Raw genomic sequence first — 24,519 nt, forward strand, 5'->3', positions numbered from 1 at the left:
AGAGACGTTCCCTCCGTGAAAAAAGAATTATCATTAATTGCTTTAAGCTTATTTTCCGCATTACCCGCCGCTGCAAGCCAGCAATCCGACAGCCAGGGTTTTATTGACGACAGCCATCTGGATCTGTTTTTACGCAATGCGTATATCAGCCGCGACTACCATCAGGGCCAGCAGGACAAAGCCGAATGGGGTCAGGGGATCATCGCCACGTTTGCATCCGGCTATACCGAAGGGCTGGTGGGCTTTGGCGTGGACGGAATCGCGCAGTATGGCGTGCGCCTGGACGGCGGCCGCGGCAAGAGCGGCGCGGGCGGCATCGACTTCTTTAAGCAGGAAGACGACGGCCGGGCAAAATCCGATCTGGCAAAGTTTGGCGCAACCGCCAAAATGCGCATCTCGAATACCGTACTGAGCTACGGAAATCAGCGCCCTGAGCTGCCCATCGTGAATGCCGACAGCTCCCGCCTGCTGTTTGAAAGCTACACCGGCACCATGCTGACCTCGAAAGAGATCGACGGTTTGGAAATCAACGCCGGTTACTTCACCGACGAGCAGCGTAAAAGCGATGACCGCCACGACAGCGGACTGAAGAGCCTCTCCTTCGGCGGTGCGAGCTATCAGTTTAACGACCAGTTCAGCGGCGCGCTGTACGCCTCTCATAATGAAGAGGTGATGAACAAGCAGTACCTGGGCATGAACTTCAAACAGCCGTTCAGCACCGGGCAGCAGCTGGTGCTCGACTTCAACGGCTATAACTCCCGTCTGGATCAGGGTTACGCGGACAGCCTCGACACGGGCCGCAGCAACACCATCTGGAGCCTGGCGGCGAGCTACATCTGGGACATTCACACGTTCAAAGTGGCGTACCAGCAGAGCAGCGGCAGCACCGGTTACAACTACGGCGGCTATCGTGACAAGGGCGGCGTGGGTGACGGCGGAAACACCATCTGGCTGGCGAACTCCTACTGGTCTGATTTTAACGGCGAAGACGAACGTTCCTGGCAGGCATCCTACGGTCTGGACTTTGGCGGTCTTGGCTTACCGGGCCTGAGCTGGACCACTGCCTATGTACGTGGGGATAATATTAAGACCTCTGAAACCAGCAACGGCAAAGAGCACGAGTGGTTTAACCAGATCCAGTACCAGGTGCAGGATGGTCCGGCGAAGGATCTGAAGCTTAAACTGCGCTACTCCGTACTGCGCGTCTCCGACAACGCCAGCGAGTACAACGTGGGCGGGGACGAGATCCGCGCTTACGTGGAATACCCGTTTAACGTGTTCTGAAGGCAATAAAAAACCTCTCAATAGAGAGGTTTTTTTTTCACGCAAGGTGAGGCTTATTCGCCTTTTTTGGCTGCCTGAATGTAGAGCATTTCCAGCGCCAGAGTCGCTGCGGCCAGCGCGGTGATCTCGGACTGGTCATACGCAGGCGCCACTTCCACCACGTCCATCCCGACAATGTTCAGATCCTTCAGGCCGCGCACCAGCTTGATGGCACGATCTGAGGTCAAACCGCCGATGACCGGCGTACCGGTGCCCGGTGCAAATGCCGGATCCAGACAGTCGATGTCGAAGGTCAGATACACGGGCATATCACCCACGATCTGCTTCACCTGCGCGATGATGTCGTCCACGCCGCGATCGTTAACCTGGCCCGCATCCAGCACGGTGAAACCGTTGTCTTTGTCGAACTCGGTGCGGATGCCGATCTGCACGGAGTGGTTCGGATCGATCAGACCTTCGTTCGGCGCGGTGAAGAACATGGTGCCGTGGTCAAACTCGCAGCCGTTCGCGTAGGTGTCGGTATGTGCATCGAAGTGCACCAGCGCCATTTTACCGAAGTGCTTCGCATGGGCGCGCAGCAGCGGCAGGGTCACGAAGTGGTCGCCGCCGAAGGAGAGCATGCGCTTACCGGCAGCCAGCAGCTTCTCGGCGTGCGCCTGCAGCTTTTCGCTCATCTCACGCGCGTCGCCGAAGGCGTACACCAGGTCACCGCAGTCCACCACGTTCAGGCGCTCGCGCATGTCGAAGTTCCACGGGAAGCGGTTATGCTCCCAGGCAAGGTTAGTGGAAACCTGACGAATCGCTGCCGGGCCGTGACGACCACCCGCGCGGCCAGATGTTGCCATATCGAACGGCACGCCGGTGATCACCCAGTCAGCGTCGCTGTCGTACGGCTGGAAGTTCATCGGAAGGCGTAAAAAACCAAACGCGTTAGATACCAGAGAGTTATCGTACTGATGACCTAAAGTGCTCATGTCCTGACCTCTTTTAAAGTCGATACATTAAAAACAGATGAAAAAAAATCCCCTCCGCGTCGTTAAACCCGACGAGGAAGGGATTGATTCGTAAATCGCTTATTGGGGCGAATTATCGCCGGTAATGCATACGGGTTCAAGTGAGTATAGGGCATTGTGCGGTCTGATGCCCTCACCCCGCCCTCTCCCTGTGGGAGAGGGCGTTTTCCTACTCGTCTTCCAGGTAGGTGTACCCGTACAGGCCCGCTTCAAACTCTTCCAGGAACTGCTGCTGGAGCGCATCGTCCAGCCCGGTGTTTTTCACCTGATCGCGGAACTGGGTGAGCAGTTTTTTCGGATCCAGCTGAACGTATTCCAGCATGTCCGCCACGGTGTCCCCTTCATCGGACAGCTCGATTTCCACGTTGCCGTCAGGGAACACGAACACGTCCACCGCTTCGGTATCACCGAACAGGTTGTGCATGTTGCCGAGGATCTCCTGATACGCGCCGACCATAAAGAAGCCCAGCATCGGCGGGTTCTCCGGGTCGTACTCAGGCATTGGCATCGTGGTTGCGATACCGTCGCCGTCAACGTAGTGGTCGATGGCACCGTCGGAGTCACAGGTGATGTCCAGCAGCACCGCACGGCGTTCCGGGGCGTGGTTCAGCCCTTCCAGCGGCAGAACCGGGAAAAGCTGGTCGATACCCCAGGCATCCGGCATCGACTGGAACAGCGAGAAGTTGACGTAAATCTTATCCGCCATACGCTCCTGCAGCTCGTCGATAATCGGACGGTGCGCGCGGTTGCTCGGGTCGAGCTGTTTCTGCACTTCATGGCACATGTTCAGATAGAGTTGCTCCGCCCACGCGCGCTCCTGCAGGCTGAAGGTGCCTGAAGAATAACCCACGTGAATGTCATGCAGATCCATCTGGCTGTCGTGCAGCCATTCGCGCAGGGAACGACGCGTGCCCGGCTCGTGCATTTCCTGCCAGGTTTCCCACATGCTTTGCAGGGAACGCGGAGCATCGTCTGCCGGAGGCGTCGCTTCGCTGATTTCGCTACGCTCAACGCCGATGATGTTAGAGACCAGCACCGTATGGTGCGCGGTCACCGCGCGACCGGATTCGGTGATCACCGTCGGATGCGGCAAGCCGTTCTCTTCACAGGCATCACCGATCGCCCAGATGATGTTGTTCGCGTATTCGTTCAGGCCGTAGTTCACGGAACAGTCAGACTGCGAGCGGGTCCCTTCGTAGTCCACGCCAAGGCCGCCGCCCACGTCGAAGCACTGAATATTCACGCCGAGCTTGTGCAGCTCAACGTAGAAACGCGCGGATTCACGCACGCCGGTGGCGATGTCGCGAATATTGGCCATCTGCGAGCCGAGGTGGAAGTGCAGCAGCTGAATGCTGTCCAGACGACCGCGCTCGCGCAGGATTTCCACCAGCTGCAGCACCTGGTTTGCCGCCAGGCCGAACTTGGATTTCTCGCCGCCTGAGGACTGCCATTTACCGGAACCTTGTGACGCCAGACGCGCACGCACGCCAAGGCGTGGCACCACGTTCAGACGTTCGGCCTCTTCCAGCACGATGGCGATTTCGGTCATCTTTTCGATAACCAGATAGACCTTGTGGCCCATCTTCTCGCCAATCAGCGCCAGACGAATGTATTCACGATCTTTATAGCCGTTACAGACGATCACTGAACGGGTCATGCCCGCATGGGCCAGAACCGCCATCAGCTCCGCTTTGGAGCCTGCTTCCAGGCCCAGCGGCTCGCCGGAGTGGATCAGGGATTCAATCACGCGGCGGTGCTGGTTCACCTTGATCGGGTAAACCAGGAAATAGTCGCCTTTATAGCCGTAGGACTCACGCGCGCGCTTGAACGCGGCGTTAATAGAACGCAGGCGATGTTGCAGGATCTGCGGGAAGCAGAACAGTGCAGGCAAACGCTGGCCCTGAGCCTCACGGGCTTTCACCAGTTTCGCGAGATCCACGCGCGCTTCAGGGACGTCCGGATCCGGGCAGACGCTGATGTGGCCCAGTTCGTTGACGTCGTAGTAGTTATTGCCCCACCAGGCAATATTGTAAGTGCGCAGCATCTTGCTGGCTTCCTCGGAGCTCATCGCAACCTCCTGCATAGAACGTAGTACACCCTGTTCGCCCGCTGACGAAGGCGAAAAAGAAGACATGTCGTCAGACATAGCGAACCTCAACTCTTTGTAATAAGTGTAAAACAGTTGACTACTATCGCAGCGTTATACGGCGATAACAACCCATAAACGGCTCCGTTTCCCAGCAGAGTATGCTGAAAACCAGACCGTGCGACCGGTTTCTTATTCATATCATTGTAAAACACGTATCCGAACTCTGTATGACAAGGTTCGGCGAAACCACGAGAAAACTCTTGTATTAACAAGAGCGCCCTTGTTCAGTTTTCACAAAGCGTGACCGGCCCTGGAATCCTGAGAAGCGCCGAGATGGGTATAACATCGGCAGGTTTGCAGACTAGAAATGCGGGTTGCGGGAATCAAATACGCGCCAGAACGGCTGCGCTGAATGTGCGGAAAACGATGGTTCATTATCTCGTATCACCTCCACGGCCGCCTCTGTTGAAACGGACCACAAGCCAAAGCTAAAAGTTCACTGCTTAACCCGGCTGGAAGTGGCGACACGATGAGTTCATCGAGCGCTTATTTTATATGAGCCGCGCGCCGCGTTTTATACCGAGAACAGGGGTAAAAAGCAAAAGATAAATGTGCGTGTTGCCGGGGCCGTCAGGAATTATTGCCAGCAGCAATTTCAACTGAGTGAGAGGTTAGTCAAAAAAAACTGGAAATCGGGCGAAGAAGTGACCTAAAATAGCCGTCCAGATGTTAATCCATCTATACTGATTAACACTCATACTGCCAGTGTCAAAAACCTGCAGGCCTTGGTAGAATTATCTCCTTTGGCTATTCCGCACAGCAGCTTGAGCTAACCAAATTCCTCTTAGGTGAAATAAAACATGGCAAAACACCTGTTTACGTCCGAGTCCGTATCAGAAGGACATCCTGATAAAATTGCTGACCAAATCTCCGATGCGGTGCTGGATGCGATCCTGGCGCAGGATCCTAAAGCGCGCGTAGCGTGCGAAACCTATGTCAAAACCGGCATGGTTCTGGTTGGCGGTGAGATCACCACCAGCGCATGGGTTGATATCGAAGAGATCACCCGTAACACGGTGCGTGAGATCGGCTATGTGCATTCTGATATGGGCTTTGATGCCAACTCCTGCGCGGTTCTGAGCGCGATTGGCAAACAGTCTCCAGACATCAACCAGGGCGTTGACCGTGCCGATCCGCTGGAACAGGGCGCGGGCGACCAGGGCCTGATGTTTGGCTATGCAACCAACGAAACCGACGTGCTGATGCCAGCACCGGTCACCTACGCACACCGTCTGGTGCAGCGTCAGGCTGAAGTGCGTAAAAACGGCACCCTGCCGTGGCTGCGCCCGGATGCGAAAAGCCAGGTCACCTTCCAGTATGACGACGGCAAAATCGTTGGGATTGACGCGGTAGTGCTTTCTACCCAGCATTCCGAAGATATCGATCAGAAATCCCTGCAGGAAGCAGTGATGGAAGAGATCATCAAGCCGGTTCTGCCGACCGAATGGCTGAGCTCTGCGACCAAATTCTTCATCAACCCAACCGGACGCTTCGTTATCGGCGGCCCAATGGGCGACTGCGGCCTGACCGGTCGTAAAATCATCGTTGATACCTACGGCGGCATGGCGCGTCACGGTGGCGGTGCGTTCTCCGGTAAAGATCCGTCAAAAGTTGACCGTTCTGCGGCGTACGCGGCGCGTTATGTGGCGAAAAACATCGTTGCAGCCGGCCTGGCTGACCGCTGTGAGATCCAGGTTTCCTACGCGATCGGCGTAGCTGAGCCAACCTCCATCATGGTTGAAACCTTCGGTACCGAGAAAGTGCCTTCAGAACAGCTGACGCTGCTGGTGCGCGAGTTCTTCGACCTGCGTCCATACGGCCTGATTCAGATGCTGGATCTGCTGCACCCAATCTACAAAGAAACCGCGGCATACGGTCACTTTGGTCGTGAACATTTCCCATGGGAAAAAACCGACAAAGCCGCCCTGCTGCGTGAAGCTGCCGGTCTGAAGTAATCGACTGACATCTGCGTGATAAAAGGCCAGCCTTCGGGCTGGCCTTTTTTTGTAGGTGGCGCCGCAAAGGTGCACATATGGTACCGATTACACCGCACCGGATGCGTCTCGCTTTCAGAATATTCTCTTTGCATGCTCGCCTTTCTTCTGCTGTTACATCGCCTTTCAGTTAAGTCTGAAATGTGTTCTTTCGCGATGCATATCACCTCGTTTACCTCTATATTTTCAAAGCTTTAATTATTTTTACGGTTGCGCGTTAGTGTAACCGATTACACCAATGTGATTAATCTCACATATTTTTACGGGTCACTCACCTACCCTTTACATCAATAAAACTGATAACCCAACTGGAGGGCATAATGCCTGACAATAAAAAACAGGGGCGTACGTCCAACAAGGCGATGACATTCTTCGTCTGTTTCCTCGCCGCCCTGGCAGGATTACTTTTTGGCCTGGATATCGGCGTCATTGCCGGTGCATTACCTTTCATCACTGACGAGTTCCAGATCAGCGCTCACACCCAGGAGTGGGTGGTCAGCTCCATGATGTTCGGCGCCGCAGTGGGTGCCGTCGGCAGCGGCTGGCTCTCCTTCAAGCTCGGGCGTAAAAAGAGCCTGATGATCGGCGCGATCCTGTTCGTTGCCGGTTCACTCTTCTCTGCCGCTGCGCCTAACGTTGAGGTTCTGCTGGTTTCCCGCGTGCTGCTCGGCCTGGCCGTGGGCGTGGCGTCCTATACCGCCCCGCTTTACCTGTCTGAAATCGCGCCGGAGAAAATCCGCGGCAGTATGATTTCGATGTACCAGCTCATGATCACCATCGGTATTTTGGGCGCGTACCTTTCCGACACCGCGTTTAGCTACAGCGGCGCATGGCGCTGGATGCTCGGCGTGATCATCATCCCGGCCATTCTGCTGCTGATTGGCGTCTTCTTCCTGCCGGACAGCCCGCGCTGGTTCGCCGCCAAACGTCGATTCCACGATGCCGAACGCGTACTGATGCGCCTGCGCGACACCAGCGCCGAAGCGAAAAACGAGCTGGAAGAGATCCGCGAAAGCCTGAAGGTCAAGCAGTCCGGCTGGGCGCTGTTTAAAGAGAACAGCAACTTCCGCCGCGCGGTGTTCCTCGGCGTCCTGCTTCAGGTGATGCAGCAGTTCACCGGGATGAACGTCATCATGTATTACGCGCCAAAAATCTTTGAGCTGGCGGGCTATACCAACACCACCGAGCAGATGTGGGGGACCGTCATCGTGGGTCTGACCAACGTGCTGGCGACCTTCATCGCCATCGGCCTGGTGGACCGCTGGGGACGTAAGCCAACCCTGACGCTGGGCTTCCTGGTGATGGCGGCCGGTATGGGTGTCCTCGGTACCATGATGCATGTGGGCATTCACTCACCAACCGCCCAGTACTTTGCAGTCGGCATGCTGCTGATGTTTATCGTCGGGTTTGCGATGAGCGCCGGCCCGCTGATTTGGGTGCTGTGCTCTGAGATCCAGCCGCTGAAAGGGCGTGATTTTGGTATCACCTGCTCTACCGCAACCAACTGGATTGCCAACATGATCGTCGGCGCAACGTTCCTGACCATGCTCAATACCCTGGGCAACGCGAACACCTTCTGGGTCTACGCTGGTCTGAACATCTTCTTTATTGTGCTGACTATCTGGCTGGTTCCAGAAACCAAACACGTTTCTCTGGAACATATTGAACGTAACCTGATGAAAGGTCGTCCGCTGCGCGAAATCGGCGCCCACGACTGATCCTCATGCGGGAGGCGCCTCTTGCGCCTCCCCGCTTCGCGCTTTATGCTCTGCCCCTATGAAAGCACCCCGTCTCCCCATTGCCGTTCAGCAAGCCGTTATGCGCAGCCTGCGGGAAAAACTCGCCCAGGCGAACCTGAAGCTCGGCCGTAATTACCCTGAACCTAAGATCGTATATCAGCAGCGCGGAACCGCAGCGGGTACTGCCTGGCTCGAGCCCTATGAGATCCGCCTTAACCCGGTGCTGATGATGGAAAACCAGCAGGCGTTTATCGAGGAAGTGGTACCGCACGAGCTGGCGCATCTGCTGGTGTGGAAACACTTCGGACGCGTCGCGCCCCACGGCAAGGAGTGGAAGTGGATGATGGAAGCGGTGCTCGGCGTTCCGGCACGCCGTACCCATCAGTTCGAGCTGGAATCGGTGCGCCGCAATACCTTCCCCTACCGCTGCCAGTGTCAGCAGCACCAGCTTACCGTCCGCCGCCATAATCGCGTGGTGCGCGGCGAGGCGACCTACCGCTGCGTCAAATGCGGCGAGCCGCTGGTTGCGGAATAATCATCTGAACTTTCAGGAATTTTCCTGATCTGACTGATTGCATACGGGAACAACATTCGTTACGTTGCGGGCTCGTTTTGACACGGAGTGTAAGATGTCCCGTAATTTTTCTCTCGCGGTCGCCTTTCTGACGACGGCGCTCTCAGGCCATGCTCTGGCCGACGGTATCAACAGTTTTTCCCAGGCCAAGGCAGCAGGCGTGAAGGTGAACGCCGATGTGCCGGGCGATTTCTACTGCGGCTGTAAAATTAACTGGCAGGGTAAAAAAGGGGTCGTTGACCTTGAGTCCTGCGGCTATAAGGTGCGTAAAAACGAAAACCGCGCCAGCCGCATTGAATGGGAACATGTCGTTCCGGCCTGGCAGTTTGGCCACCAGCGCCAGTGCTGGCAGGATGGCGGACGTAAAAACTGCGCCAAAGATCCGGTTTATCGCCAGATGGAAAGCGATATGCATAACCTGCAGCCTGCCGTCGGTGAAGTGAACGGAGACCGGGGTAATTTCATGTACAGCCAGTGGAACGGTGGCGAAGGCCAGTACGGCCAGTGCGGTATGAAGGTTGATTTTAAAGAGAAAGTCGCCGAGCCCCCTGCCCGCGCGCGCGGCAGCATTGCCCGCACCTACTTCTATATGCGTGACCGTTACGACCTCAACCTCTCCCGCCAGCAGACGCAGCTGTTCAACGCCTGGGACAAGCAGTACCCGGTGACGGAGTGGGAATGCCAGCGCGACGAACGTATCGCCAGAGTCCAGGGGAATCACAACCCTTACGTCCAGCGGGCTTGCCAGGCGCAAAAGAGCTAACCTACACTACGGCAATTCGCTTATATCGCATGACACATGGAATTTCTGACTATGCGCATTCCCCGCATTTACCATCCTGAACTGATTACCGCAGGCCGCGAAATCGCCCTGTCTGATGACGCCGCCAACCACGTTGGCCGCGTGCTGCGCATGGGCGCAGGTCAGGCAATACAGCTGTTCGACGGCTCGAACCAGGTTTTCGACGCGGAAATCACGCGGTCCGATAAAAAAAGCGTACACGTTAACGTCCTGCGTGGCGAAGTGGATGACCGGGAATCACCGCTGCACATCCATCTGGGCCAGGTGATGTCGCGCGGCGAGAAAATGGAGTTCACCATTCAGAAATCCATTGAACTGGGTGTAAGCCTCATTACGCCACTTTTTTCTGAACGCTGTGGCGTTAAACTGGATGCGGAACGTCTGAACAAAAAGATCCAGCAGTGGCAGAAAATTGCCATTGCGGCTTGCGAACAGAGTGGCCGCAACCGTATTCCGGAGATCCGCCCGGCGATGGATCTGGAGGACTGGTGTGCAGAAGAGGAGAGCGGGCTGAAGCTCAATCTTCATCCGCGCGCCAGCGCCAGCATCAATACGCTGCCTCTGCCCGTTGAGCGCGTACGCCTGCTGATTGGCCCCGAAGGCGGCCTGTCGGCGGATGAAATTGCGATGACGGCACGTTACCAGTTTACTGATATTCTGTTGGGACCTCGCGTTCTGCGCACTGAGACAACGGCACTCACGGCCATTACCGCGCTACAGGTACGGTTTGGCGATCTGGGTTGAAGCATTAACGGAGAAGAACATGATCAAGCTCGGCATCGTGATGGACCCCATCGCAAACATTAACATCAAGAAAGATTCCAGCTTCGCCATGCTGCTGGAAGCGCAGCGTCGCGGCTATGAACTCCACTATATGGAGATGAACGATCTTTACCTGATCAACGGTGAAGCCCGCGCGCGCACCCGCATCGTTAACGTCGAGCAGAACTACGACAAATGGTACGAGTTCGGCACCGAGCAGGATATTGCCCTGGCCGATCTCAACGTCATCCTGATGCGTAAAGATCCGCCGTTCGACACCGAATACATCTACAGCACCTACATCCTTGAGCGTGCAGAAGAGAAAGGCACGCTGATCGTCAACAAGCCGCAGAGCCTGCGCGACTGCAACGAGAAGCTCTACACCGCCTGGTTCTCTGACCTGACGCCGGAAACCCTGGTGACCCGCAGCAAAGCCCAGTTGAAAGAATTCTGGCAGAAGCACGGCGATATCATCATGAAGCCGCTGGACGGCATGGGCGGCGCGTCGATTTTCCGCGTGAAAGAAGGCGACCCGAACATTGGCGTGATTGCCGAAACGCTGACCGAACTGGGCACGCGCTACTGCATGGCACAGAACTATATTCCGGCGATCAAAGACGGCGATAAGCGCGTTCTGGTGGTGGATGGCGAACCGGTTCCTTACTGCCTGGCGCGTATCCCGCAGGGTGGCGAAACTCGTGGGAACCTGGCAGCCGGTGGCCGCGGTGAGCCGCGCCCGCTGACCGAAAGCGACTGGGAAATTGCCCGCCGCGTTGGCCCGACGCTGAAAGCCAAAGGCCTGATCTTCGTTGGCCTGGATATCATCGGCGATCGTCTGACCGAAGTGAACGTCACCAGCCCGACCTGCATTCGTGAAATTGAAGCGGAATTCCCGATTTCGATCACCGGAATGCTGATGGACGCTATCGAAAAACGTTTACAGAAATAACCTAACAATACTATTAGTGACAGCGCCTGTGTTTGTCCCCATACTGGGCGCTGTCGCTTTTTAAACCAGGAAACAGTACCTCTGACAATGAATTTACAGCATCACTTTCTTATTGCCATGCCTGCTCTCCAGGACCCGATTTTTCGCCGCGCCGTGGTTTATATTTGTGAATACAATGAAGACGGCGCGATGGGTATTATCATCAATAAACCACTGGAAAATCTTCAGGTTGAAGGAATTCTGGACAAGCTGAAAATACCGGCTGAAGCGCGACTGCCGGAAATTCGGCTTGATAAACCCGTGATGCTGGGTGGACCTCTTGCAGAAGATCGCGGCTTTATCCTGCATACGCCGCCGGTATTCTCTTCCAGTATTCGAATTTCGGATAACACCGTCATCACGACCTCGCGCGACGTGCTTGAAACGCTGGGCACCGCTGAGCAGCCTTCTGAAGTGCTGGTGGCGCTGGGCTATTCGTCGTGGGAGAAAGGCCAGCTTGAGCAAGAGATCCTCGATAACGCCTGGCTTACCGCGCCAGCGGACATGAATATCCTGTTTAAAACCCCGATCGCCGATCGCTGGCGTGACGCGGCGAAGCTGATTGGCATTGATATCCTGACCATGCCTGGCGTAGCGGGGCACGCCTGATGAGCGGAACGCTTCTGGCCTTCGATTTTGGTACCAAAAGCATTGGCGTCGCCGTGGGTCAGCGCATCACCGGTACCGCGCGTCCGCTTACGGCCCTGAAGGCCAACGACGGCACGCCAGACTGGAATCTTATCGAGCGTCTGCTCAAAGAGTGGCAGCCGGATGACGTGATTGTTGGGCTCCCGCTGAACATGGACGGTACAGAACAGCCGCTTACCGCCCGGGCGCGTAAGTTCGCCAATAAAATCCATGGCCGCTTTGGCGTCTCCGTGAAGCTTCACGACGAGCGTCTTAGCACCGTCGAAGCGCGCGCGGGCCTGTTTGAGCACGGCGGCTTCCGGGCGCTCAACAAAGGCAGCGTGGACTCCGCTTCTGCCGTGATTATCCTCGAAAGCTATTTCGACCAGGGCTTTTAACCACAGGGGCCTACAGCCGCCCCTGCGCCCGTCTCTCCGCCAGGCTCTGGTCAAAGTTCTGCATTCCCGCCTGCTGACCGGTCTGGATGATGCCGGGCAGTTGCCACGTTTTCCCTTCACGAATCAAATTCGCCGCCGCCGCAGTGTTCACCAGCAGTTCATACAACGCGACGCGCCCGCCCTGTAGATCGGGAAGCAGCCTCTGCGCCAGCACCGCCCGCAGGCTGCCGGCCAGCTGGCTACGCACCGGATCTTTCTCCTGCGCCGGGAACGTATCGACCAGTCGTTCAATCGCCTGCGATGCCCCGCGCGTATGCAGCGTCGCCAGCACCAGATGGCCGGTTTCCGCCGCCGTCAGCGCCAGGCGGATCGTTTCGCTGTCGCGCAGCTCCCCCAGCAAAATAACGTCCGGATCCTGGCGCAAGGCACTGCGCAGCGCTTCGGCAAATGACGGGCTGTGCTGACCTATCTCCCGCTGCTGGATCAGGCAACGTTCGCTCTGGTAGATAAACTCCACCGGATCTTCAAGCGTGAGGATATGGCCGTCAGCATGGTGGTTGAGAAAATCGACCATCGCCGCCAGCGTAGTGGATTTGCCGCTGCCGGTCGCCCCCGTGACCAGAATCAGCCCGGCGTCATTGGATAACAGCTCCGGGATTACCCGCGGCGCGCCCAGCGAAGAGAGTTGCGGGCAGCTACGCGGCAACAGCCGCAGCGTCACAGAGACACCTCTCATCTGCTTAAAGGCACTGCCGCGCAGGCGCTGGCCTCCCGTTACCGTCGCGGCAAAATCCACCTGCCCCTTTGCCCACCATGTTCCCTGCTGCTCATCGTTAAGCCACGCTTTTAATAACGCCCCAACGTCGGGAGGGTGAAAGGGAGCGGGTTCAAGCCGGCCTAATCTGCGCCAGCGCGGTGGCGAATCACTGCACAGGTGTAGATCGGAGACGTTATGCTTTACACTAAGGGCCACAATTTCTTCCACATCCATAGACTACTCCTCGGAAAATGAACGACATTGCGCATAACCTGGCACAGGTCCGGGACAAAATCTCAGCCGCCGCAGCGCGTTGCGGCCGTGCTTCAGAAGAAATTACGCTGCTTGCAGTCAGCAAAACCAAGCCTGCGAGCGCCATCGCAGAAGCTATTGATGCAGGCCAGCGGGCGTTTGGTGAAAACTACGTACAGGAAGGCGTGGATAAAATTCGCTACTTCCAGGAACAGGGAAATACGGATCTGCAGTGGCACTTTATTGGCCCCCTGCAGTCGAACAAAAGCCGTCTGGTGGCAGAGCACTTCGACTGGTGCCACACCATCGACCGCCTGCGTATTGCTACCCGTCTGAATGACCAGCGTCCGGCAGAAATGCCGGCACTCAACGTGCTTATTCAGGTCAACATCAGCGACGAAAACAGCAAGTCCGGCATTGCGCTGAGCGAGCTGGGCGCGCTGGCCGCCGAGGTGGCCGAACTGCCGCGCTTAACCCTGCGCGGGCTGATGGCAATTCCGGCGCCTGAGTCAAGTTATGAAAGGCAGTTTGCCGTGGCACAGCAAATGGCTGTAGCATTTGAGGCGCTTAAAGCGCGCTATAACACGGTAGACACGCTTTCACTGGGCATGTCGGATGATATGGAAGCCGCCATCGCGGCAGGCAGCACTATGGTGCGCATCGGCACGGCAATTTTCGGTGCGCGCGACTACTCAAAATAATAAGGAAACCTGAGGAACGCCATGAAGACGTTGACTTTCCTGCTCTCAACAGTGCTTGAGCTGTATACGATGGCGCTTTTGCTGCGCGTCTGGATGCAGTGGGCCCGCTGTGATTTTTACAATCCGTTCTCGCAGTTTGTCGTGAAAATCACGCAACCTGTTGTCGGACCGCTGCGCCGCATTATCCCGGCGATGGGTCCCATCGACAGTTCGTCTCTGCTGGTGGCGTTTATTCTGAGCGTTATCAAAGCGATCGTGCTGTTTATGGTCATCACCTTCCAGCCGATTATCTGGATTGCTGCGGTCCTGATTTTAATCAAAACCATCGGCCTGCTGATTTTCTGGGTGCTGCTGGTCATGGCCATCATGAGCTGGGTGAGCCAGGGGCGTAGCCCGGTGGAGTATGCGCTGATCCAACTGGCCGAACCGCTGCTGCGCCCGATTCGCAGCCTGCTGCCTTCGATGGGCGGTATTGATTTCTCGCCGATGATCCTGGTTCTGCTGCTTTACGTGGTTAATATGGGGATCGCTGAGCTGTTACAGTCCACGGGCGATATGCTGCTGCCGGGGCTGTGGATGGCGCTATGAGTGCCGTAAGCACCTGCGCTGACGGGCTGGTTTTGCGGCTGTATATTCAGCCGAAAGCCAGCCGTGACGGTATTGTCGGGCTGCATGGCGACGAGTTAAAGGTCGCCATCACCGCCCCACCGGTTGACGGCCAGGCGAACGCGCATCTGACCAAATATCTGGCAAAACAGTTTCGCGTCGCCAAAAGCCAGGTCATCATTGAAAAAGGTGAACTTGGGCGACATAAACAGGTAAAAATCCTTAATCCGCAATCTATCCCGACGGAAGTCGCGGCTCTGAAAGAACAGGACTAAACCATGCAGAAAGTTGTTCTCGCGACCGGCAACGCCGGTAAAGTGCGCGAGCTGGCCTCGCTATTAAATGATTTTGGGCTGGACGTGGTCGCCCAGACCGCTCTTGGCGTGGAGTCCGCCGAAGAGACGGGGCTGACGTTTATCGAAAACGCGATCCTGAAAGCACGTCACGCCGCGCAAATTACCGGCCTGCCCGCGATTGCCGACGACTCCGGCCTGGCCGTGGACTTCCTGGGCGGTGCACCGGGGATTTACTCTGCGCGCTATTCCGGCGTTGACGCCACCGACCAGCAGAATCTGGAAAAGCTGCTTGTCGCCCTGAAAGACGTACCGGACGAACAGCGCACCGCGCAGTTCCACTGCGTGCTGGTCTATATGCGCCACGCGGAAGACCCGACGCCGATTGTCTGCCACGGCAGCTGGCCGGGCGTGATTACCCGTGAAGCGGCTGGCAACGGCGGCTTTGGCTACGACCCGATTTTCTTTGTCCCGACCGAGGGCAAAACCGCTGCGGAACTGACCCGCGAAGAGAAAAGCGCGATTTCCCACCGTGGACGCGCGCTGAAACTGTTACTGGAAGCACTGCGTAATGGCTAATTTGCCGCCTCTGAGTCTGTATATTCACATCCCGTGGTGCGTGCAGAAATGTCCGTACTGCGATTTCAACTCGCACGCGCTGAAGGGCGAAGTGCCGCACGATGACTACGTTGCGCATCTGCTGGCCGACCTGGACGCCGATGTCGCTTACGCACAGGGACGTGAAGTTAAGACCATTTTCATTGGTGGCGGTACGCCGAGCCTGCTGTCCGGCCCGGCAATGCAGACGCTGCTGGACGGCGTGCGTGCGCGCCTGAACCTGGCGGCAGATGCTGAAATTACGATGGAAGCCAACCCCGGCACCGTTGAGGCCGACCGTTTTGTCGACTATCAGCGCGCGGGCGTGAACCGCATCTCCATCGGCGTGCAGAGCTTTAGCGAGCCGAAGCTGAAACGTCTGGGGCGCATTCACGGCCCGGAAGAGGCAAAGCGCGCGGCACACCTGGCAACGGGGCTTAACCTTCGCAGCTTTAACCTGGATTTGATGCACGGCCTGCCGGATCAGTCGCTGGAAGAGGCGCTGAACGACCTGCGCCAGGCGATCGAACTGAACCCGCCGCACCTGTCGTGGTATCAGCTCACCATCGAGCCAAACACGCTGTTCGGTTCCCGCCCGCCGGTGCTACCGGACGACGACGCGCTGTGGGATATCTTCGAGCAGGGTCACAGGCTGCTAACCGCTGCGGGCTATCAGCAGTATGAAACGTCCGCGTACGCGAAGCCGGGCTATCAGTGCCAGCACAACCTGAACTACTGGCGCTTTGGCGACTATCTGGGAATTGGCTGCGGGGCGCACGGCAAGGTGACCTTCCCGGACGGGCGCATTCTGCGCACCGCTAAAACCCGCCACCCGCGCGGGTATATGGAAGGGCGTTACCTGGAGCGTCAGCACGACGTCGAGGCGGCGGATAAACCGTTTGAGTTCTTTATGAACCGCTTCCGTCTGCTGGAAGCCGCGCCGCGCGCGGAATTTACGCGTTACACCGGGCTGCCGGAATCGGTGATCCGCCCGCAGATTGACGAGGCGCTGGCGCAGGGGTATCTCACCGAGAGCGAGGAATACTGGCAGATCACCGAGCACGGCAAGCTGTTCTTAAACTCTCTTCTTGAGCTGTTCCTCGCCGAAGAATCCTGAAGGCTGATTCAGGATTTTGCATCCCGCTCTGCCGGCTGAGGGAAAGGCTGGCAGAGTGTGGGGATGAAAATTACTCGTTCTTATGCAAAACAGCTCAGACGTGAGCTGACAAAAGAAGAAAGACGGCTTTGGTATCTACTGCGCAGCCGCCGTTTCGAAAATTATAAATTTCGTCGACAACATCCTGTAGATCACTACATTCTGGATTTCGCCTGCTGCGCGGCTCATCTGGCTGTTGAGCTGGATGGTGGGCAACATGATGAAAAGCAGGAATACGATCGTCAAAGAACGTGCTGGCTTAACGAGAAAGGCTGGCATGTCATTCGATTCTGGAACAACGAACTCTGGAATAACGAAGAGGCGGTGTTAGAAAAGATCCTTGAAACACTGCAAATGCTGCAACCCTCACCCCGGCCCTCTCCCTGAAAGGGAGAGGGAGCAAACCATCCCCTCGCCCCTTTGGGGAGAGGGTTAGGGTGAGGGGAAATTACTTAAGCGTCCCCACCAGCGCCTTCCGGCTATCTTCCAGCGACACCACGCGTTTACACACGTCTTTGCCGAACTGCTGGAAATCATCTTCCTGGTTCTTCCACTCGTTCTGAATGGAGGTCTGCAAGCCGCCCAGGCTGCCCAGCACGCCCTGCAGCGGATTACCGCCGCCCTTCAGCACGGCTTTGGCGCCCATCTCGTTGATGCTGTCCTGCAGGATGCCGCCCATCGCCTGGTTCACCAGCTGCTGCCCGTCAGCACGGACCTGATCGATCGCCTTGTAGTGGAACGTCAGGCCGTCAGTGCGCGTCTCGATAATGCGGTTCATCTGCTCTTTAAGCTGCTTGTCCAGCTTCGTCAGGCGGGTGCGCATATTGCTGCTCTCACCCACCTCTTTGGTGATGATCTTATCCAGCGCGACGCGGCTTTTCTCAACGCGGGTCAGTGCGCCTTCATTAATCCATGGCAGCGCGGTACGCAAATCGGCCTGATAGTCTTTCGCCTGCTCACGCTGTGCGGCAGTCAGGTTGTACTGCTTGCCGTTAAAGGTGACGTTCCCCTGCGGCGTAATCACCAGATTGCCGTTCTCGCCTTTGACCTGCACGGTTTGCGGGCTTAACACCACGTCATCACGCGGGGTGACGCTACATTGATAATCCGCATGGGCGGTGAATCCGGTTGCCATCAAAGCAACAGCCAGCAACGTTTTGCGCATCTTAAACACTCCCTCAGACAAAATGGGCCAGCTAATGCTGGCCCCTTACTGCTTTATTAGTCCCACCAAACGTCGAAAAGTTCGCTGACGCGGACATCTTCGAGCTTGTGGTCTTCAAGCCATTTACGTACCAGGGCCTGATGTTCTTCGGTGCATTTACCCACTTCCTGGGTGCAGATCAGACCTTCCCAGGCCAGGTAGCCGCTACCGTCGAAGGCCAGCTTGTTTGGCTCAATCACGTCATTGATGAACGCATCCACGTCCTGATCGATCTGTTCTACACTGGTGCCTTCCGGGAAACGCCACGCAACGGAGAAGCCCACTTCCTGGAATTCTTCGATGTGCATCTTTTTACGCAGACGACGGCTACGATTCTTTGCCATTATTTCACCCTCTCGAACATTAAGTCCCATACACCGTGACCAAGACGATGGCCACGCTGTTCAAATTTCGTTACCGGACGCGATTCCGGACGCGGTACATAATCGTTACTCTCAGACTGGTTTTTATACCCGTCCAGCGACGACATCACTTCCAGCATATGTTCCGCATACGGTTCCCAGTCGGTCGCCATATGGAAGACACCGCCCAGCTTCAGCTTACTTTTCACCAGCTCGGCAAACGGCGCCTGAACGATACGGCGTTTATTATGACGTGCTTTGTGCCACGGGTCAGGGAAAAAGAGCTGAACCATGGTTAAAGAATTGTCAGGAATCATTTTATGCAGCACTTCCACCGCGTCGTGACACATCACGCGCAGGTTCTCAACGCCCTCTTCATGGGCCGTTGCCAGGCATGCACCCACGCCCGGGGAGTGGACTTCGATACCGAGGAAGTTCTGCTCCGGTCGCGCTTTCGCCATGGCCACCAGCGAGGTGCCCATACCAAACCCGATCTCCAGCGTGACGGGTGCTTCGCGGCCGAACAGTTCGGTAAAGTCCAGAGGCTGCTCGCTGAACTCAACGCCCATCACCGGCCAGTAGTTGTCCAGCGCATGTTGCTGCCCTTTTGTCAGGCGGCCCTGACGGCGGACAAAGCTGCGAATACGGCGCAGCGGGCGACCGTTTTCATCAAATTCCGGTGAAATGACGTCGTTTTTCATAAAAGAGTTGTCTGCTTGTGAGAATGTTCGGGAAACGGGCATTATCCAAAGTTAAGGCTTCTATGCAAGCATGGGAAAGATCCGGTTTACAGCAGATTGACGCTGTGCTGCAATCTGCGTCCCTGATTATGCGAATCGATGACCATGCAAGCCTCTCAATTTTCAGCCCAGGTGCTGGACTGGTACGACAAATACGGGCGTAAAACCCTGCCCTGGCAAATTGAAAAAACGCCTTACAAAGTATGGCTCTCCGAGGTGATGTTGCAACAAACGCAGGTCGCCACGGTGATCCCTTACTTCGAGCGTTTTATGGCGCGCTTCCCGACGGTGGCCGATCTGGCCAACGCGCCGCTGGACGAGGTTCTTCATCTGTGGACCGGTCTTGGCTATTACGCCCGGGCGCGTAACCTTCACAAGGCCGCACAGCAGGTTGCCACGCGCCATAACGGGACATTCCCGGAAACCTTCGACGAGGTGGCCGATCTTCCCGGCGTCGGACGTTCAACCGCAGGCGCCATTCTCTCCCTGTCTTTAGGGAAGCATTTCCCGATCCTCGACGGCAACGTGAAGCGCGTGCTGGCACGCTGCTACGCCGTCGACGGCTGGCCGGGGAAGAAGGACGTCGAAAAACGCCTTTGGGAAATAAGTGAAGCGGTCACCCCGGCCAACGGCGTCGAGCGTTTCAACCAGGCGATGATGGATCTCGGCGCGATGGTCTGCACGCGCTCAAAACCAAAATGCGAGCTCTGCCCGGTGAATAATCTTTGCGTGGCGTATGCCAACCATTCATGGGCGCAATATCCGGGTAAGAAACCCAAACAGACGCTGCCGGAGCGCACCGGCTATATGCTGCTGATGCAGCACAGCGACGAGGTCTTCCTCGCCCAGCGTCCACCGAGCGGTCTGTGGGGTGGTCTATACTGCTTCCCACAGTTTGAAGATGAAGATTTGCTGCGTGAATGGCTTAAACAGCGCGGGATTGCTGCCGATAACCTGACGCAGCTGACCGCGTTTCGCCATACGTTCAGCCATTTCCACCTGGATATTGTACCCATGTGGCTTCCCGTGTCGTCATTTGCCTCGCGCATGGATGAAGGCACCGCTCTCTGGTATAACTTAGCGCAACCGCCATCAGTCGGACTGGCGGCTCCCGTGGAGCGCCTGTTACAGCAATTACGTGCCGGTGCAATGGTTTAGCATCGACAAGAAAAAGAGGAATGAGTATGGCCAGAACGATTTTTTGTACTTTCCTGCAGCGTGACGCTGAAGGCCAGGATTTCCAGCTTTATCCGGGCGACCTGGGTAAACGCATCTACAATGAAATCTCCAAAGAAGCCTGGGGACAGTGGCAGAAAAAGCAGACCATGCTGATCAACGAGAAAAAACTCAGCATGATGAACCCGGAACACCGCAAGCTGCTGGAGCAGGAGATGGTGAGCTTCCTGTTCGAAGGTAAAGACGTGCACATCGAAGGCTATACGCCACCGGAAAAATAACAGCGTGCGGGGGAAACCCCGCCGTTAAAGCAAACACAACACGCACTCCCGGAATGATGAAAAAACTTTTAGCGCTAGCCCTTGTTGCGCCGTTGCTTGTCTCGTGTTCGTCAAAAAAAGGCGAAGATTACAACGAAGCCTGGATCAAGGACACCAACGGTTTTGACATTTTGATGGGGCAGTTTGCCCACAACATCGAGAACATATGGGGATTTAACGAAGTTCTTATTGCCGGACCTAAGGACTACGTTAAGTACACCGACGCCTATCAGACCCGTAGCCACATCAACTTTGATGAGGGTACGATCACGATTGAGACCATTGCAGGCACCGACCCTGCGGCACGACTGCGTCAGGCGATCGTCAAAACCCTGCTGATGGGTGACGATCCGGGTTCTATCGATCTCTACTCCGATGCCGACGATATCACTATCTCGAAAGAGCCGTTCCTGTACGGCCAGGTTGTCGATCAGACCGGCCAGCCGATCCGCTGGGAAGGTCGCGCCACGAAATTTGCCGACTACCTGCTGCAGACGCGCCTGAAAAGCCGCTCTAACGGTCTGAAGATTATCTACAGCGTCACCATCAACCTCGTCCCGAACCACCTCGACAAGCGTGCGCATAAGTACATTGGGATGGTGCGTCAGGCCTCGCGCAAGTACGGCGTGGATGAGTCGCTGATCCTGGCGATTATGCAGACCGAATCCTCGTTCAACCCGTACGCGGTAAGCCGTTCCGACGCCCTGGGGCTGATGCAGGTAGTGCAGCACAGCGCCGGTAAAGACGTCTTCCGCGCGCAGGGGAAATCCGGCACGCCGAGCCGCAGCTATCTGTTCGATCCGCAGAGCAACATTGATACCGGCACGGCCTATCTGGCGATGCTGAACAATGTGTACCTGGGCGGAATTGATAACCCAACGTCGCGCCGCTATGCGGTGATCACCGCCTATAACGGCGGCGCGGGCAGCGTGCTGCGCGTCTTCTCGAATGACAAAGTGCAGGCCGCGAACATCATCAACAGCATGGCGCCGGGGGATGTCTACTCTACCCTCACCACTCGTCACCCGTCTGCGGAATCCCGTCGCTATCTGTATAAGGTGAATACGGCGCAGAAGAACTATCGTCGCCGGTGATCGGCACACCTTCTCCCCTCTGGGAGAAGGTGTTCTGTTTCCCCTCTCCCTGTGGGAGAGGGTCAGGGTGAGGGCATCAGGCCGCACCTATCCAACCCCACCCATACGAAAATGTTATTTGCATCACAATCCAAACTGCAAATTAATGTGGATTGCATTTTTTTGCGGGAGGTAACAAAACATATTGTTGCCAACTGATAGAATTGCATCAAATAACAACCCTGAATGTTCCCAAAACAACATATCTCCCGCTCACTTGTGAGGAAAGTAACATGAACCTTAAGCTGCAGCTTAAAATATTGTCGTTTCTGCAGTTCTGCCTGTGGGGTAGCTGGCTGACCACACTCGGCTCCTATATGTTTGTGACGCTCAAGTTCGACGGTGCGTCAATCGGTGCCGTATACAGCTCGCTCGGTATTGCGGCTGTCTTCATGCCAACGCTGCTGGGCATCGTGGCGGATAAATGGTTGAGTGCGAAATGGCTGTACATGCTTTGCCATCTGGTGGGCGCGGGGACGCTGTTTATGGCAGCCCAGGTGACCACGCCGGGGGCGATGTTCATGGTGATCCTGCTTAACTCGCTGGCCTATATGCCAACGCTTGGCCTGATCAACACCATCTCCTACTACCGCCTGAAATCCGCGGATTTGGATATCGTGACCGATTTCCCGCCAATCCGTATCTGGGGCACCATCGGCTTTATCATGGCGATGTGGGGCGTGAGCTTCGCAGGCTTCGAACTGAGCCATATGCAGCTCTATATCGGTGCGGCGCTCTCCGTGGTGCTGGCGATCTTCACCCTGACGCTGCCAACCATTCCGGTTTCTAACCAGCAGAAAAACCAGAGCTGGAGCACCATGCTCGGCCTGGACGCGTTCGCGCTGTTTAAAAACAAACGCATGGCGATCTTCTTTATCTTCTCCATGCTGCTGGGCGCAGAGCTGCAGATCACCAACATGTTCGGCAACACCTTCCTGCACAGCTTCGATAACAACCCGCTGTTCTCCGGCAGCTTTATCGTTGAACATGCGTCGGTGATGATGTCCATCTCTCAGATCTCTGAGACGCTGTTCATCCTGACCATCCCGTTCTTCCTGAGCCGCTACGGCATCAAAAACGTCATGCTGATCAGTATCGCAGCATGGATGTTGCGCTTCGGCCTGTTCGCCTACGGTGACCCGAGCGCGTTTGGTACCGTGCTGCTGGTGCTGTCGATGATCGTTTACGGCTGCGCCTTCGACTTCTTCAACATCTCTGGTTCGGTGTTTGTGGAAAAAGAGGTGAAGCCTGAAATCCGCGCCAGCGCGCAGGGTATGTTCCTGATGATGACCAACGGCTTCGGCTGTATTCTGGGCGGCGTGGTAAGCGGTAAAGTCGTTGAGATGTACACCACCAACGGCATCACCAACTGGCAGCCTGTGTGGCTGATCTTCGCGGCGTACTCGCTGGTGCTGTTCTTCGCGTTCATCGCGCTGTTCAAGTACAAGCACGTGCGCGAGCCGCACGGTGCGCAGCCGATCGCGCATTGATTGTTGTGCCCGGTGGCGCTGCGCTTACCGGGCCTACAAAACCAGACCGTAGGCCGGGTAAGGCGAAGCCGCCACCCGGCTATTTTATTGCAGAGAGCACCCACCCCACTGACAGTAAATCCGCGCTGCCGCCCGGGCTCAGATTGCGTTCAATCAATGCCTTATCCATCTTAAGCAGCGCCTCGCGATCCCAGCCACTCGCCAGTAATTCCCGCGCGTAGCCCTGAACGTAGCGTAGCCCTTCAATGCCGCCGCGCGAGACGAGATTACTGTCCTGATTAACCGCCATCAGGCGCAACAGCAGGCCGTGAAGCGACAGTCCGCTCCACTGCGCCAGCGCCTTACGCGCCGTCGCAAAGCCGCTTTCCGCCTCTCCGCGCGCGCCGGTTAAGCCGTACAGATGAAACTGCCGCTCGCCCGCCGTCTTCTGCCCGCTGCGCGCGGCCAGTTCCCGCGACACCAGCCCGCTGCAGATGTTACTCACCTCACAACAGAGGCTGTCTGCGGAGATATTTTTCACACGTCCGGCAGCGAAGCACAGTAAACCCAGGGCAAAAATCCCGCCCTTGTGGGTGTTCACTCCGTTCGTCGCGGCGTACATCGCCTGCTCGCAGGCCATCCCCATCGGGCGGATAATGCGAAGCTGTGCGTCAGCGGGTTTATCTGCATGTGCGTTACCGAGTTCGGCAAAGCGCGAAAACCACGGCGTTATCGCCGCAATGCTGCGGACGAACAGCGCGTGATCCATATCGCGATGGGAACCGTTATTGAGCTTGTCCACCAGCCCCGGCTTGGGCGTCAGCTCCAGTTCCTGCCATAGCGCCGCCTCCGCAAACGCGGGCACGTCAACCGGGCGCGGTTTAGTCGCGAGCAAACCAGTCATCGATCGTCTTCTCCACGCGGGAAACCACCTGCTCAAGGGGGTGATTGCGCGAACGGGAACAGGCATGAGCGGGTTCGTCGCAGATCAGGCAGCGTCTGAGATTCGCCCCCAGCGACTGACGCCCGACGTGGCCGTGCTGAGGGCAGATCACGTCCAGATCCCACAGCCTGCCGAGCGGGTGCGTCTGCTCCAGCTCCGCACAGTGCGCTTTGATTTCCACCGCGGGATGGGCCACGCACCACAGGGCTTCTGGCCCGGTCGGGAGCCACAGCACCTGACGGTCCAGCACCTGCCAGCGGTTTTCCCACAGCAGCTGGTCGCACATTTGCAGCGCCACGCCCATGGTATTGCGATAGCGCAGGCTGTCTTTGATTTCCCCTGGCGTGACCAGCGTGAGGGAAATCACCGGTTGTTGATAGTGCTCAAGCATGTCAGCCTGGCGCGCTGCGCGGCGCTCTTTCGCCGCCAGCAGTTCCTCCAGGCTGACACCCGCCCGCACGGGTGTCGCTACTGTCATAA

General features: G+C 56.7%; 28 protein-coding genes. 19 read left to right on the forward strand and 9 right to left on the reverse strand.

Features of this window, described 5'->3' with window-relative positions:
• Positions 1 to 15: 15 nt before the first annotated feature.
• Positions 16 to 1,284, forward strand: coding sequence for an OprD family outer membrane porin (locus IM317_RS01250; protein ID WP_033146603.1), 1,269 nt, complete (start codon positions 16 to 18; stop codon positions 1,282 to 1,284).
• Between the two features lie 53 nt (positions 1,285 to 1,337).
• On the opposite strand, the gene speB is transcribed toward IM317_RS01250, so the two are convergent.
• From speB to yqgB, 3 genes are all read right to left on the reverse strand, one after another.
• Positions 1,338 to 2,258, reverse strand: coding sequence for an agmatinase (speB, locus tag IM317_RS01255; RefSeq protein WP_014071686.1), 921 nt, complete (start codon positions 2,256 to 2,258; stop codon positions 1,338 to 1,340).
• Between the two features lie 208 nt (positions 2,259 to 2,466).
• The gene (speA, locus tag IM317_RS01260; protein WP_023309121.1) at positions 2,467 to 4,443 is read right to left on the reverse strand and encodes a biosynthetic arginine decarboxylase; all 1,977 of its coding nucleotides are present in this window, start codon (positions 4,441 to 4,443) and stop codon (positions 2,467 to 2,469) included.
• Between the two features lie 8 nt (positions 4,444 to 4,451).
• Complete coding sequence (gene yqgB, locus IM317_RS24185; protein WP_127341063.1) at positions 4,452 to 4,583, reverse strand: acid stress response protein YqgB; 132 nt, start codon at positions 4,581 to 4,583, stop codon at positions 4,452 to 4,454.
• A 663-nt stretch (positions 4,584 to 5,246) separates the two neighbouring features.
• On the opposite strand from yqgB, the gene metK reads away from it, so the two are divergent.
• The 8 genes from metK (at position 5,247) to ruvX (ending at position 12,330) form a co-directional block, all read left to right on the forward strand.
• Entirely contained in the window at positions 5,247 to 6,401 is a 1,155-nt protein-coding gene (gene metK / locus IM317_RS01275; RefSeq protein WP_010435443.1) for a methionine adenosyltransferase, read from the forward strand.
• Positions 6,402 to 6,760: 359 nt separating this feature from the next.
• Complete coding sequence (gene galP, locus IM317_RS01280; RefSeq protein ID WP_023309123.1) at positions 6,761 to 8,158, forward strand: galactose/proton symporter; 1,398 nt, start codon at positions 6,761 to 6,763, stop codon at positions 8,156 to 8,158.
• A 58-nt stretch (positions 8,159 to 8,216) separates the two neighbouring features.
• Complete coding sequence (locus IM317_RS01285; protein ID WP_033146604.1) at positions 8,217 to 8,714, forward strand: SprT family zinc-dependent metalloprotease; 498 nt, start codon at positions 8,217 to 8,219, stop codon at positions 8,712 to 8,714.
• Between the two features lie 94 nt (positions 8,715 to 8,808).
• Positions 8,809 to 9,516 (forward strand): deoxyribonuclease I, encoded by a 708-nt coding sequence (gene endA, locus IM317_RS01290; protein ID WP_023333343.1) that lies wholly within the window; start codon positions 8,809 to 8,811, stop codon positions 9,514 to 9,516.
• Positions 9,517 to 9,567: 51 nt separating this feature from the next.
• Entirely contained in the window at positions 9,568 to 10,299 is a 732-nt protein-coding gene (rsmE, locus tag IM317_RS01295; RefSeq protein WP_023309126.1) for a 16S rRNA (uracil(1498)-N(3))-methyltransferase, read from the forward strand.
• A gap of 19 nt (positions 10,300 to 10,318) precedes the next feature.
• Positions 10,319 to 11,266: a glutathione synthase gene (gene gshB, locus IM317_RS01300; RefSeq protein WP_033146605.1), complete on the forward strand. Its 948-nt coding sequence runs from the start codon at positions 10,319 to 10,321 to the stop codon at positions 11,264 to 11,266.
• Between the two features lie 87 nt (positions 11,267 to 11,353).
• Positions 11,354 to 11,914 (forward strand): YqgE/AlgH family protein, encoded by a 561-nt coding sequence (locus IM317_RS01305; RefSeq protein ID WP_008499752.1) that lies wholly within the window; start codon positions 11,354 to 11,356, stop codon positions 11,912 to 11,914.
• A complete protein-coding gene (gene ruvX, locus IM317_RS01310) occupies positions 11,914 to 12,330 on the forward strand; it encodes a Holliday junction resolvase RuvX (protein WP_029739223.1) in 417 nt (138 codons plus the stop codon). The genes IM317_RS01305 and ruvX overlap by 1 nt, the downstream gene beginning before the upstream one ends.
• Positions 12,331 to 12,340: 10 nt before the next feature.
• On the opposite strand, the gene IM317_RS01315 is transcribed toward ruvX, so the two are convergent.
• Positions 12,341 to 13,321 (reverse strand): type IV pilus twitching motility protein PilT, encoded by a 981-nt coding sequence (locus IM317_RS01315; RefSeq protein ID WP_033146606.1) that lies wholly within the window; start codon positions 13,319 to 13,321, stop codon positions 12,341 to 12,343.
• A 17-nt stretch (positions 13,322 to 13,338) separates the two neighbouring features.
• On the opposite strand from IM317_RS01315, the gene IM317_RS01320 reads away from it, so the two are divergent.
• From IM317_RS01320 to IM317_RS01345, 6 genes are all read left to right on the forward strand, one after another.
• Positions 13,339 to 14,040 (forward strand): YggS family pyridoxal phosphate-dependent enzyme, encoded by a 702-nt coding sequence (locus tag IM317_RS01320; protein WP_033146607.1) that lies wholly within the window; start codon positions 13,339 to 13,341, stop codon positions 14,038 to 14,040.
• A 21-nt stretch (positions 14,041 to 14,061) separates the two neighbouring features.
• Positions 14,062 to 14,628: a YggT family protein gene (locus tag IM317_RS01325; protein ID WP_033146608.1), complete on the forward strand. Its 567-nt coding sequence runs from the start codon at positions 14,062 to 14,064 to the stop codon at positions 14,626 to 14,628.
• Positions 14,625 to 14,921, forward strand: coding sequence for a DUF167 family protein YggU (gene yggU / locus IM317_RS01330; protein ID WP_023309131.1), 297 nt, complete (start codon positions 14,625 to 14,627; stop codon positions 14,919 to 14,921). Before IM317_RS01325 ends, yggU begins: the two co-directional genes overlap by 4 nt.
• Before the next feature lie 3 nt (positions 14,922 to 14,924).
• A complete protein-coding gene (locus tag IM317_RS01335) occupies positions 14,925 to 15,518 on the forward strand; it encodes an XTP/dITP diphosphatase (RefSeq protein ID WP_033146609.1) in 594 nt (197 codons plus the stop codon).
• A complete protein-coding gene (gene hemW, locus IM317_RS01340) occupies positions 15,511 to 16,653 on the forward strand; it encodes a radical SAM family heme chaperone HemW (RefSeq protein WP_033146610.1) in 1,143 nt (380 codons plus the stop codon). Before IM317_RS01335 ends, hemW begins: the two co-directional genes overlap by 8 nt.
• Before the next feature lie 63 nt (positions 16,654 to 16,716).
• Positions 16,717 to 17,079: an endonuclease domain-containing protein gene (locus tag IM317_RS01345; protein WP_071993605.1), complete on the forward strand. Its 363-nt coding sequence runs from the start codon at positions 16,717 to 16,719 to the stop codon at positions 17,077 to 17,079.
• Between the two features lie 61 nt (positions 17,080 to 17,140).
• Here the strand turns inward: IM317_RS01345 and IM317_RS01350 are convergent, their stop codons facing one another.
• The 3 genes from IM317_RS01350 to trmB are packed head-to-tail and all read right to left on the reverse strand — an operon-like array spanning position 17,141 to position 18,959.
• Complete coding sequence (locus IM317_RS01350) at positions 17,141 to 17,857, reverse strand: DUF2884 domain-containing protein (RefSeq protein ID WP_033146612.1); 717 nt, start codon at positions 17,855 to 17,857, stop codon at positions 17,141 to 17,143.
• A 56-nt stretch (positions 17,858 to 17,913) separates the two neighbouring features.
• The gene (locus tag IM317_RS01355) at positions 17,914 to 18,240 is read right to left on the reverse strand and encodes a YggL family protein (RefSeq protein WP_014885198.1); all 327 of its coding nucleotides are present in this window, start codon (positions 18,238 to 18,240) and stop codon (positions 17,914 to 17,916) included.
• The gene (trmB, locus tag IM317_RS01360; protein WP_033146613.1) at positions 18,240 to 18,959 is read right to left on the reverse strand and encodes a tRNA (guanosine(46)-N7)-methyltransferase TrmB; all 720 of its coding nucleotides are present in this window, start codon (positions 18,957 to 18,959) and stop codon (positions 18,240 to 18,242) included. The genes IM317_RS01355 and trmB overlap by 1 nt, the downstream gene beginning before the upstream one ends.
• A gap of 144 nt (positions 18,960 to 19,103) precedes the next feature.
• Between trmB and mutY the strand changes: the two genes are divergently transcribed.
• The 4 genes from mutY to IM317_RS01380 all read left to right on the forward strand — a co-directional run bounded on the left by mutY (position 19,104) and on the right by IM317_RS01380 (position 23,117).
• Positions 19,104 to 20,156: an A/G-specific adenine glycosylase gene (gene mutY / locus IM317_RS01365; RefSeq protein ID WP_172421406.1), complete on the forward strand. Its 1,053-nt coding sequence runs from the start codon at positions 19,104 to 19,106 to the stop codon at positions 20,154 to 20,156.
• A 26-nt stretch (positions 20,157 to 20,182) separates the two neighbouring features.
• Positions 20,183 to 20,455: an oxidative damage protection protein gene (locus IM317_RS01370; RefSeq protein WP_023309138.1), complete on the forward strand. Its 273-nt coding sequence runs from the start codon at positions 20,183 to 20,185 to the stop codon at positions 20,453 to 20,455.
• Positions 20,456 to 20,511: 56 nt separating this feature from the next.
• Entirely contained in the window at positions 20,512 to 21,588 is a 1,077-nt protein-coding gene (gene mltC / locus IM317_RS01375; protein ID WP_033146615.1) for a membrane-bound lytic murein transglycosylase MltC, read from the forward strand.
• A gap of 272 nt (positions 21,589 to 21,860) precedes the next feature.
• Positions 21,861 to 23,117 (forward strand): nucleoside permease, encoded by a 1,257-nt coding sequence (locus IM317_RS01380; protein WP_029740744.1) that lies wholly within the window; start codon positions 21,861 to 21,863, stop codon positions 23,115 to 23,117.
• Between the two features lie 79 nt (positions 23,118 to 23,196).
• Here IM317_RS01380 and citG read toward each other — a convergent pair whose 3' ends face one another.
• Positions 23,197 to 24,000 carry a triphosphoribosyl-dephospho-CoA synthase CitG gene (gene citG, locus IM317_RS01385; RefSeq protein ID WP_033146616.1) on the reverse strand — a complete coding sequence of 268 codons (804 nt, stop codon included), beginning with the start codon at positions 23,998 to 24,000 and terminating at the stop codon, positions 23,197 to 23,199.
• Positions 23,978 to 24,517, reverse strand: coding sequence for a citrate lyase holo-[acyl-carrier protein] synthase (gene citX, locus IM317_RS01390; protein WP_033146617.1), 540 nt, complete (start codon positions 24,515 to 24,517; stop codon positions 23,978 to 23,980). Before citX ends, citG begins: the two co-directional genes overlap by 23 nt.
• Positions 24,518 to 24,519 lie beyond the last annotated feature (2 nt).

Origin of the sequence: Enterobacter cloacae complex sp. S3 (genome assembly GCF_014930495.1) — a bacterium.
In the GTDB taxonomy this organism is placed as follows: domain Bacteria; phylum Pseudomonadota; class Gammaproteobacteria; order Enterobacterales; family Enterobacteriaceae; genus Enterobacter; species Enterobacter asburiae_B.

Coding starts and splice junctions, on each gene's coding strand:
- IM317_RS01285 (WP_033146604.1), top strand. CDS start 8,217: ATGAAAGCACCCCGTCTCCCCATTGCCGTTCAGCAAGCCGTTATGCGC.
- hemW (WP_033146610.1), top strand. CDS start 15,511: ATGGCTAATTTGCCGCCTCTGAGTCTGTATATTCACATCCCGTGGTGC.
- trmB (WP_033146613.1), bottom strand. CDS start 18,959: ATGAAAAACGACGTCATTTCACCGGAATTTGATGAAAACGGTCGCCCG.
- IM317_RS01370 (WP_023309138.1), top strand. CDS start 20,183: ATGGCCAGAACGATTTTTTGTACTTTCCTGCAGCGTGACGCTGAAGGC.
- IM317_RS01325 (WP_033146608.1), top strand. CDS start 14,062: ATGAAGACGTTGACTTTCCTGCTCTCAACAGTGCTTGAGCTGTATACG.
- ruvX (WP_029739223.1), top strand. CDS start 11,914: ATGAGCGGAACGCTTCTGGCCTTCGATTTTGGTACCAAAAGCATTGGC.
- mltC (WP_033146615.1), top strand. CDS start 20,512: ATGAAAAAACTTTTAGCGCTAGCCCTTGTTGCGCCGTTGCTTGTCTCG.
- yqgB (WP_127341063.1), bottom strand. CDS start 4,583: ATGAATAAGAAACCGGTCGCACGGTCTGGTTTTCAGCATACTCTGCTG.
- rsmE (WP_023309126.1), top strand. CDS start 9,568: ATGCGCATTCCCCGCATTTACCATCCTGAACTGATTACCGCAGGCCGC.
- IM317_RS01355 (WP_014885198.1), bottom strand. CDS start 18,240: ATGGCAAAGAATCGTAGCCGTCGTCTGCGTAAAAAGATGCACATCGAA.
- IM317_RS01315 (WP_033146606.1), bottom strand. CDS start 13,321: ATGGATGTGGAAGAAATTGTGGCCCTTAGTGTAAAGCATAACGTCTCC.
- citX (WP_033146617.1), bottom strand. CDS start 24,517: ATGACAGTAGCGACACCCGTGCGGGCGGGTGTCAGCCTGGAGGAACTG.
- IM317_RS01305 (WP_008499752.1), top strand. CDS start 11,354: ATGAATTTACAGCATCACTTTCTTATTGCCATGCCTGCTCTCCAGGAC.
- speB (WP_014071686.1), bottom strand. CDS start 2,258: ATGAGCACTTTAGGTCATCAGTACGATAACTCTCTGGTATCTAACGCG.
- IM317_RS01350 (WP_033146612.1), bottom strand. CDS start 17,857: ATGCGCAAAACGTTGCTGGCTGTTGCTTTGATGGCAACCGGATTCACC.
- endA (WP_023333343.1), top strand. CDS start 8,809: ATGTCCCGTAATTTTTCTCTCGCGGTCGCCTTTCTGACGACGGCGCTC.
- IM317_RS01320 (WP_033146607.1), top strand. CDS start 13,339: ATGAACGACATTGCGCATAACCTGGCACAGGTCCGGGACAAAATCTCA.
- mutY (WP_172421406.1), top strand. CDS start 19,104: ATGCAAGCCTCTCAATTTTCAGCCCAGGTGCTGGACTGGTACGACAAA.
- yggU (WP_023309131.1), top strand. CDS start 14,625: ATGAGTGCCGTAAGCACCTGCGCTGACGGGCTGGTTTTGCGGCTGTAT.
- IM317_RS01335 (WP_033146609.1), top strand. CDS start 14,925: ATGCAGAAAGTTGTTCTCGCGACCGGCAACGCCGGTAAAGTGCGCGAG.
- gshB (WP_033146605.1), top strand. CDS start 10,319: ATGATCAAGCTCGGCATCGTGATGGACCCCATCGCAAACATTAACATC.
- metK (WP_010435443.1), top strand. CDS start 5,247: ATGGCAAAACACCTGTTTACGTCCGAGTCCGTATCAGAAGGACATCCT.
- citG (WP_033146616.1), bottom strand. CDS start 24,000: ATGACTGGTTTGCTCGCGACTAAACCGCGCCCGGTTGACGTGCCCGCG.
- galP (WP_023309123.1), top strand. CDS start 6,761: ATGCCTGACAATAAAAAACAGGGGCGTACGTCCAACAAGGCGATGACA.
- speA (WP_023309121.1), bottom strand. CDS start 4,443: ATGTCTGACGACATGTCTTCTTTTTCGCCTTCGTCAGCGGGCGAACAG.
- IM317_RS01380 (WP_029740744.1), top strand. CDS start 21,861: ATGAACCTTAAGCTGCAGCTTAAAATATTGTCGTTTCTGCAGTTCTGC.
- IM317_RS01345 (WP_071993605.1), top strand. CDS start 16,717: ATGAAAATTACTCGTTCTTATGCAAAACAGCTCAGACGTGAGCTGACA.